The following is a 9,089-nucleotide window of genomic DNA, read 5'->3' on the forward strand; positions in this document are numbered from 1 at the left end:
TCCGTTATGAAAAATAATGAGGAAATGAACGAACAAATTTTTTTATTTGTCATAATCATTCACCACTAAAAATAATATAACGCACGTTTTGCCATTTTAAATCAATAAAAAAACAGAGCTGTCAAAGCTCTGTTTTTATTCCCCAATGCTTAATTTATCCTTGGCGAATTTTTTTTAGTAATTGTTCTGCTGTAGCTAAATTCATTCGGTCCGCTTTTCTTAATTGTCTAGAAACTAAAGGTACCTCACTGGAAGTAGCTCCTGCTGTAATTGCTAAAGATCGACTTTGCATCGCCATGTGCCCTTTTTGGATACCATCCGTTACTAAAGCTCTGATCGCGGCAAAATTTTGTGCCAAACCAACAGCCACGATAATTTCACCTAACTCTGCGGCATCCGAAACATCTAATAATTTCAAACTTATTTGAGCTTTTGGTAAAACCTTTGTCGCTCCGCCAACAATACCAACTTTCATTGGCAATATCAGCTTTCCAACAAGCGCATCATTTTTAATCTCCCAATCAGTCAGACCTTCATAGCTACCATTGCGAGCAGCATATGCATGACAAGCCGCCTCGACTGCTCGGGTATCGTTGCCTGTGGCCAATACGACTGCATCAATGCCATTCATAATTCCTTTATTATGTGTGGCTGCACGATAAGGATCCAGCTTACTGAATTTGCTGGCGTCAACGATTTTTTCAGCAAGTTCGGAAGATAGTTGATTTAAAGGAATCTCACAACTCGCCATGATCATGGACTCGGTTGCGTAGTTACTTAGAATACTAAACAGTACCTCTGCATCGGGAACTAACTGTCTTAATTCCTGCGCGACAGCTTCCAAGATAGTATTTAGAATATTCGCGCCCATCGCGTCTTTCGTGTTCACCACAAGGTCGATTGAAAGATAGCCCTCCTCAAAGATACGTACCTTAATCGATTGCAAACCACCACCTCGTTGATAGATCGAAGGATAGCTTCTTTCTGCCGCTTCGAAAAGAGCTGGTTTATTTTCGTTAATAATTCCTTTGATTTTTTCAAACTCAGTAACATTTCGTAAAACGATCTGACCGATCATTCCTTGATTGATGACTTGCGTCTGAAATCCTCCAGCCTTTGCGATGATTTTACCGGCATTACTGGCAGCCGCAATCACAGAAGGTTCTTCTGTTACCATCGGAATAATTTTTTCTTTTCTGTTAATTACAAAATTCTGTGCAACACCTAGAGGAATCGAAGCTTCACTGATCTGATTTTCAATCAAATTATTCGCAACTTTTTCCGGTAGAACAGTCTCTGTTGTTAACTGAGCTGCCTCTTTAGCGGACAACTTTTTTTCTTTGACCAGCTTAGCTAACCGCTCTGTTTGAGTCATCTGATAAAATTTTTTTTTTGCGGTTTCTTGATCCTCCGCCTTGGTGATCATCAAGGCTAATCCAAGTCCACCGCCAATACAAAGACTCGCTACACCTCGCTGCTTATCTTCTTGAATCAGCTCTGAGACCAATGTTGCCACAATACGTGTTCCGCTGGCGCCAATTGGATGACCTAAAGCGATCGCACCACCGTACGTATTGATTTTTTCATCAGGCAATTTTAATTCTTTCTGCACAGCTACTGAGGCTGCCGCAAAAGCTTCATTAATTTGAAATATATCAATTTCATTAATTGTTCGATTCACTTTATTTAATAATTTATTAATAGCTGACACAGGAGCCATCCCCATAATGCTTGGATCAATCCCTACTTCACTGTAGTCATTAATAACAGCTAGGTACGCCAAGTTATTTTCGATAGCATATGATTTTGCCGCCAAAACAACTGCCGATGCTCCATCGTTCAACGTTGATGCATTTGCTGCTGTTACAACGCCATCTTCTTTGAAAGCCGGTTTTAACGAACCGATTTTCTCTAAAGTCGAATCAAACCGAATCCCCTCATCATCCCATAAAGTATTGCCATCCGGAAGTGCCACAGGTACGATTTCAGATTCAAATTTTCCGTCTTTGCTGGCTTTCGCCGCCTTCATTTGTGAGTCATAGGCATATTGATCTTGCATTTCGCGAGTAATCTGATAGTCATTAGCCACTTTTTCTGCCGTCAAGCCCATATGTTTTCCACTGAAAGCATCGGTCAATCCATCATAAATCATACTTGATTTCGGTTCTTGCCATTCTTGCGCAGAGTAATCAAAACTTGTAATTTTTGGAGCTTGAGACATATTTTCTGTACCGCCTGCAACAATAACCTGCGCTTCGCCCAATAAAATTTGCTGCATAGCAAAAATGATCGACTTCATTCCGGAACCACAAACTTCATTAATCGTGGTGGCAGGTACTGCATAAGGAATTCCCGCCTTTACTGCCGATTGACGTGCCACATTTTGACCATTGCCTGCTTGTAAAACATTTCCCATAAATACTTGTTCTACTTGATCTGGTGCAAGCTCCGCGCGCTTCACCGCTTCTTTCACTGCGATCGCGCCGAGTTCGACGGCTGAGAGGGTTGAGAGTTTGCCTTTATATCTGCCAATTGGTGTTCGTACAGCGCTTAAAATAACAATTTCTTCCAAGGGTGCACCTCCAATATTTTCATTAAAAATCAGACGTAAGTATAGCATAGATAGTTTTATAATTTCTTAAGATTCAAACTTAACTAATCATGGGCTTTCTATGATATATTTACCTTTGGAAGAAAAGGAGGAGCAATATGAATATAGGGATTGATAAAATCAGTTTTCACGTACCAAATTATTATCTTGATATGACGGACTTGGCGAACGCACGTGAGACTGACCCCAACAAATTTCACATTGGTCTTGGACAAGATCAGATGGCAATTATTCCTGAAACACAAGACATCGTTACTTTAGGAGCAAGTGCTGCTGCAAAAATTCTTACAGATGAGGACAAAAAGGACATCGACATGGTAATCGTCGGAACAGAATCTAGTACCGACTTCTCAAAATCTGCTGCGGTAATTATTCATGGTCTGCTAGATATCCAATCTTTTGCTCGTTCATTTGAAATAAAACATGCTTGTTACGCTGGGACAGCTGCTTTACAGCAGGCCCACGATTATGTCGCACTGCATCCGGATCGTAAGGTTTTAGTGATCGCAGCCGATATTGCTAAATATGGATTAAACACAGGTGGAGAACCGACACAAGGTTGCGGAGCTGTCGCAATGTTGATCACTAAAGAACCTCATTTATTAGCATTTAATGATGATAGTGTCTTCTACTCAGAAGATGTTTACGATTTTTGGCGACCGGCTGGACACGACTATCCATTAGTTGATGGTCATATGTCTAACCAAGTTTATATTGATTCATTCACCCGAATTTGGGAGCAAAATAAAAAAATCAACCATACTGAAAGTACTGACTATGCTGCTTTGACTTTCCATTTGCCTTATACAAAAATGGGACGCAAAGCATTACGAGCTATTTTCCCAGATCTTCCAGAAAATGAGCAGCAACGTTTAGAGACACGCTACAATGAGGCTATCGTCTATAGCCGAACTGTTGGCAATCTTTATACTGGCTCACTGTACCTTGGTTTAATCTCACTATTAGACAATAGTCAACTAGCTGCTGGTGATCGGGTTGGATTGTTCAGTTACGGCTCTGGTGCTGTCAGTGAATTTTTCTCGATGACTGTAATGGAAGATTATAAAGAACATCTAACTAGTGAAGACAATCAAGCCTTGCTTGCCCAACGCAAACGGTTATCAATCGAAGAATATGAAAAAATGTTTGGTGAAAAGTTACCAGTTGATGGAGAAACGTATACCTTCTCTGATCCGACTGACTTTGCTATCAATAAAATCAGTGGAGATATTCGTTATTACAATAAATAAACATCGAAAAAGCCAGCTAATCAGCTGGCTTTTTTTAGCATATAAAAAAATCTAACGGGTCTAATGGTCAGATGTTTATTCTTCATTCCATATTCATGGAATATTTACACCTTTTTTCTAGGTCCTAAACGTTTTTTGTGTTTGAATTTCGTTTAAGCCTCACCACTAAATGAAGAAATGGTTCTACTGTCTACATTTCTCTTCCCCGCTAGATTAAAACTACTTGGTAAGGAAACTTCAAATCCCTACTTCCTTTCTGCCTTTTCGGCATTCACTTCGAAATGAACTCTGCTTCCGTCCATTTCCGTTGTACGATTTAACAACTTAGGGATTCATCCCTTACACTCATATTTATACCATATTCCAAGCTTTTTTGCAAGCGTTTACATTTAATTTGACCACTGTTTTTCATGTTACAATACTTAAGTGATGAGCAGGACTAAACTTATCATAATTATTGTTTTCCTCTCTTATTTCGCAGATACTATCACTCAAAATGAGATGAACCAATACCATGTAAACTTATTAATGATCCAATCTATGTTTACGATAATTACATCAGTAAAACAGTGAATATGGCATTTCTACGTTAATTTTTTACAAAGGAGAACAAATTCATTATTATTGAAACAGGAGGAATAAAACCATGAACATTTTATATATATCAATCTCAGGAAATACAAGGGCGTTCGTCAAGCATTTAGAGACATATGCTAAAGAGCAGCATCAGTTAAATCCAGCAAATCCTATGATCACTTCAAAAGAAATTTCAGAAAACAGTCCCTTTGAAATAGAAAATTCTCCTTTCTTTACCTTCGTTCCAACTTATTTGGAAGGCGGCAATGGCGTAGATAATGGAGATACTGAAATCTTGACTGAGGTCATGCGGGAATACTTAGAATATAATGATAATTACAAAAAGTGTCTAGGTGTGGTTGGCAGCGGAAATAAGAATTTTAACTATCAGTATTGCTTGACTGCAAAACAATACAGTGATGCTTTCAAATTCCCTTTCTTAGCTGATTATGAATTAAGGGGAACGTCAGTAGATTGCCAACGTGTATATCAAATTCTGAAAAACAGTCTACCAAATTAATCTTCTGCTAATTATTCTATTGACTTTTTCTCATGTTAGGGGCATTCTTTTTAAATAGGAATTTCTATAAGAAAGGCGTGTTGTAATTGAGAAAAGTCGCAATTATTGGTGTTGGTCATGTTGGAAGTACTACAGCTTACACCTTGATTTCAAAAAATATAGTTGATGAGTTGGTACTTTTTGATTCAAAAGAAAATATCCTTAAGGCTGAACTCAACGATCTGATGGATGGTCAGATGGAACAAGACCATCAAGTTCGATTGATTGAACCAAATCTCACAGAACTTGCAGACACAGATGTAATTATTTTTTCCGCAGGTGATATTTCTATTTTCGAAGGAAATCCTGATCGCTTTGCAGAATTAAATTTGACTAAAACGATCGTTAAAGAATGGGCACCGAAAATTAAAGAATCCGGGTTTAAAGGGATTATCTTAAATATTACAAATCCTTGTGATGTGATTACACAATATCTGCAAGAACTGACTGGTTTTCCTCGAGAACGTGTCTTTGGTACGGGGACTTCATTAGATACTGGCCGCATGAAGCATGCTGTTAGTCAAAAAATGCTGGTAAATCCTTCAGCAATTGATGGTTATGTAGTCGGAGAACATGGAGAAAGCCAATTTGTCGCTTGGTCCAGCGTGCGAATCGGAGGCGTTCCCATCACGGATACTTTGACCGTCGAAAAACTTGACGCACTTGATATGGCCGCTCGAGATGGCGGTTGGGTCACTTTTAGGGGAAAAGGCTACACTTCTTACGGTATCGCTATACAGGCCGCACGAATCGTTGAAGCGATTTTAAACAATAATTATCTCGTAGTTCCTGTCAGCCATTTCCATTCTGCTGAAGACTGTTATGTGGGTTCTCCTGCAAAGGTATCGCGGCAAGGAATCAGTGAAAGTTTCCCATTAAATCTTTCGAATGATGAACAAAAAAAATGGCAGCATACGATCCAAACGATTCACTCAATGCATGCAACAATATAAAGCAAAAACCGGACGAAATCGTCCGGTCTTTTTATGCACTCTTGTTGATTGCCTTAATTTTTTTCCAATCAAACGCAATCAATTTTGCATTTGGTGTTCGATAGCTAAAAACCTCTTCGTTTTCTAATGGCTCAAAATAATTTTTGATCGCCCGAATCACTGAATTATGACAAACTAATAAATAGGTATTATCCGAATCTTGTTCCAATTGTTCTAGTAATGGAACAATACGAGCATAAACATCCATCAAGGACTCACCATTGGGATAACGTACCGCAAATTGCGTACGAATTTTAAGATAGCCTTCTTGTTCATCGCTCGTCCCATCGTAATCACCATAGTCTAGTTCAATCAAACGTTCATCGACAGTCAATGGCACTAAATTCTTTTCTCCGACAATTCGGGCCGTTTCTTGCGCTCGCTCTAATGGTGAATGGATGATTTTAGAAATAGGCACCTCAAGAGCAGCAACCTCTTCTGCTAATAAAGCTGCTTGTCGATAACCGATCTCCGATAAAGCGATATCGCTTTTACCTGAAATAATTCCTTTTCGATTCCATTCAGTTTCGCCGTGCCTTGCTACATAAAGCAAATAAAAACAGTCCTCTCTATCATAAAAATTGAAAACTATCGTAATATTCCATCATTAATTTTCAAAATAATGTTTTGTAATAAACTGGTATTAGCCAGTGACCTTACCACTTTATCACTAGAATGAAAGAACGTCTACTTATTTACTGAAAATAATAGCTAGTTTTTCACTCCATAGGCTCGAGGAATAATGAGATGATCAATCAGCGGAACGAAACAGTTCATGATCAATAATATAAACGTCATTCCTTCTGGCATGGAACTGAATGTTCGCCAACCCATCAATAATAATCCGCAACAAATACCGTAGATGACCTCTCCTTTTGGCGTTGTAGGTGACGTGCTGTAATCAGTTGCCATGAAGAATGCTCCTAATATCGTTGCACCGCCAAAAACATGTCCAAAAACAATCGTTGGGTCGCCTTTACCCAGCATAAATGCACTAACGATTATTACTCCTATCATGGAAAGTGGAATGTGCCAAGTTATCACCCTTTTATAAAGTAAGAATAGACCTCCTAAAAGAAGTAATACCGCGGTTGTTTCGGCATTTTTCCCGGGAATCAATCCAGTCAAGCTATCCATCATCTGGCCAAAGTTCAAGCTTTCCCCAGCCTTAACTTCCATCAATGGTGTCGCTGAAGATACGACATCTAACCCACCAGCAGAAAAGAAAGGTTGTGGGTGAACATTCGCCGACATCTCTTTCACGAAAACCAACCGCAAAAAAGCTCGGCCAGTTAATGCGGGATTTAATAAATTTCGCCCAATCCCGCCAAATAATTCTTTTGCCGCTATGATTCCAATTGCTCCGCCCAATGCTGGATACCACAAAGGCACGCTCGCCGGTAAACTCATCGCTAATAGAACACCTGTAACAGCCGCCGAATAGTCTTTAGGTATGGTTTTCCTGCGAAATCTATACCATAAAAATTCAGCAATCAAGCATGTTCCCACTGAGATGGCGTAAAGAAGTAATGAACTAGCACCGAAAAAAATAATTGAGGCTATCACGCTAGGTAATAGTGCCAGTAAAACCCATTGCATTAAACGGTCTGTTTTCTCTCGAAATAACAAATGCGGTGAAGCTTCCATCATTGGATACCTATTACTCCGTAAATCCTCAAAAGAGTGGTTTTCATCCATGCTTATGCCTGCCTTTCTTTGATTATTTGTTGTCCAGCAACAATATGTTCGGCTAAATGGCGTCTTGCAGGACAAATATAAGTACAGCAGCCGCAATTGATACAGCTGTCTACATATAACTTTTCCAAGCGTTCCCAATTTTCTTTCAAGTAACTCTTCTCCAACTGATGCGGTAAAAGACCAATCGGACATACCTCGACACAACGAGCGCATAGAATACAGGGGCTTGGTGTACTATCTTCATCATGGATCTCATTGATGACGATTAGACCATTTGCGGATTTCGTCAAGGAAGCTGCCATAGTATCAACCGTTTTCCCCATCATGAAACCACCCGTTATAATCTTTGACGGCTTTCCATCAAAACCTCCGCAAAAAGCAATCATATCCTCAATTGAAGTGCCAATTGGAAAATAAACGTTTTTTTGCTCCATAACGTCACCAACAACTGAACAAATCCGATGACTTAAAGGAACCCCAGGATCAATTGCTTCATAGACTGCAACTGTCGTAGCAACATTGATAATCAAATAACCCAAATCTCTTGTTGAACCATCTGCTGGAGCCTCTTCTCCGATAATCGTCTTGAATAGCATTTCTGTACTTCCTTGAGGGTACACAGATGGGACTTCAACAACTGACAGTTTGGGAATATCCTGACAGAGTTCCCTCATTACTTCAATCGCCTCTTGCTTATCATCTTCGATTGCAATTATTCCCTCTTTTGCCTCCACAGCCTTTAGAACTAGAATACAGCCATTGATCAGTTTTTCTCCTTGAGTAGCCATCAAAGCGGCATCAGCCATCAATAATGGTTCACATTCTGCTCCATTAAAAATACAAGTATGAATTTCTTCTTTCGGATTCAGTTTTACATGGCTTGGAAAGGTCGCTCCACCCAGACCAACCACTCCCGCTTTTTCTACCCGTTCAACAATCATTTCCGGTGTTAATTCCTCGATTGTCTCATGATGCACCACTCTGGGCTGTTCACGAAAATCATTTTCGATAATCACACAAGTCATTTCATCGCCTTGTCCTTGATCAATCTCCTCAATTCCAATGATTCTACCAGAAATACTCGCATGAACATCTGCCCCTAATCCATCATCCATTTTTGCAATCGGTTGTCCTAGAAAAACCTTCTCACTCACGGATACAATTACTTCTGCTGGTTTACCAATATGTTGTTGTACTGGAATATAAACCTTTTTCGGTTGTATATTTTCTACCTGTTTGTAATTATCAATACCTCTTAAATGCAAAGCCGTATCCTGATGAAGATCTATTCCACCTTTAAAAGCTTGCTTGCTCATCACATTCCTCCATTATTCTTCGTATTTTTAGTATAACATGAACATTTTTTGACTAAAAATAATATCCCATTATCAAAATAATTGACT

The 9,089-nt window shown here is 39.3% G+C and carries 7 protein-coding genes; 3 read left to right on the forward strand and 4 right to left on the reverse strand.

Annotated features, from left to right (window positions below):
- Positions 1 to 154: 154 nt before the first annotated feature.
- Positions 155 to 2,572: a hydroxymethylglutaryl-CoA reductase, degradative gene (locus I585_RS22845; protein ID WP_010739789.1), complete on the reverse strand. Its 2,418-nt coding sequence runs from the start codon at positions 2,570 to 2,572 to the stop codon at positions 155 to 157.
- Between the two features lie 137 nt (positions 2,573 to 2,709).
- Here I585_RS22845 and I585_RS04175 point away from each other — a divergent pair, with 137 nt between their 5' ends.
- The 3 genes from I585_RS04175 to I585_RS04185 all read left to right on the forward strand — a co-directional run bounded on the left by I585_RS04175 (position 2,710) and on the right by I585_RS04185 (position 5,949).
- Complete coding sequence (locus I585_RS04175) at positions 2,710 to 3,861, forward strand: hydroxymethylglutaryl-CoA synthase (RefSeq protein WP_010739790.1); 1,152 nt, start codon at positions 2,710 to 2,712, stop codon at positions 3,859 to 3,861.
- A 646-nt stretch (positions 3,862 to 4,507) separates the two neighbouring features.
- Positions 4,508 to 4,957 (forward strand): class Ib ribonucleoside-diphosphate reductase assembly flavoprotein NrdI, encoded by a 450-nt coding sequence (nrdI, locus tag I585_RS04180; protein ID WP_010739791.1) that lies wholly within the window; start codon positions 4,508 to 4,510, stop codon positions 4,955 to 4,957.
- Between the two features lie 86 nt (positions 4,958 to 5,043).
- Positions 5,044 to 5,949, forward strand: a complete 906-nt coding sequence (locus I585_RS04185; protein ID WP_010739792.1) for a lactate/malate family dehydrogenase — start codon at positions 5,044 to 5,046, stop codon at positions 5,947 to 5,949.
- A gap of 31 nt (positions 5,950 to 5,980) precedes the next feature.
- Here the strand turns inward: I585_RS04185 and I585_RS04190 are convergent, their stop codons facing one another.
- The 3 genes from I585_RS04190 to rsxC form a co-directional block, all read right to left on the reverse strand.
- Positions 5,981 to 6,541 (reverse strand): histidine phosphatase family protein, encoded by a 561-nt coding sequence (locus I585_RS04190; RefSeq protein ID WP_010739793.1) that lies wholly within the window; start codon positions 6,539 to 6,541, stop codon positions 5,981 to 5,983.
- A 158-nt stretch (positions 6,542 to 6,699) separates the two neighbouring features.
- Positions 6,700 to 7,686 carry an RnfABCDGE type electron transport complex subunit D gene (locus tag I585_RS04195; protein ID WP_010739794.1) on the reverse strand — a complete coding sequence of 329 codons (987 nt, stop codon included), beginning with the start codon at positions 7,684 to 7,686 and terminating at the stop codon, positions 6,700 to 6,702.
- A 2-nt stretch (positions 7,687 to 7,688) separates the two neighbouring features.
- Positions 7,689 to 9,002 (reverse strand): electron transport complex subunit RsxC, encoded by a 1,314-nt coding sequence (gene rsxC / locus I585_RS04200; protein WP_010739795.1) that lies wholly within the window; start codon positions 9,000 to 9,002, stop codon positions 7,689 to 7,691.
- Positions 9,003 to 9,089: the final 87 nt, after the last annotated feature.

The sequence above is a fragment of the Enterococcus malodoratus ATCC 43197 genome, assembly GCF_000407185.1.
Classification (GTDB): domain Bacteria; phylum Bacillota; class Bacilli; order Lactobacillales; family Enterococcaceae; genus Enterococcus_A; species Enterococcus_A malodoratus.

Bases quoted from the DNA above. Each gene is read 5' to 3' on its own strand.
- rsxC (WP_010739795.1), bottom strand. From the start codon at position 9,002: ATGAGCAAGCAAGCTTTTAAAGGTGGAATAGATCTTCATCAGGATACG.
- I585_RS04175 (WP_010739790.1), top strand. From the start codon at position 2,710: ATGAATATAGGGATTGATAAAATCAGTTTTCACGTACCAAATTATTAT.
- I585_RS04195 (WP_010739794.1), bottom strand. From the start codon at position 7,686: ATGGATGAAAACCACTCTTTTGAGGATTTACGGAGTAATAGGTATCCA.
- nrdI (WP_010739791.1), top strand. From the start codon at position 4,508: ATGAACATTTTATATATATCAATCTCAGGAAATACAAGGGCGTTCGTC.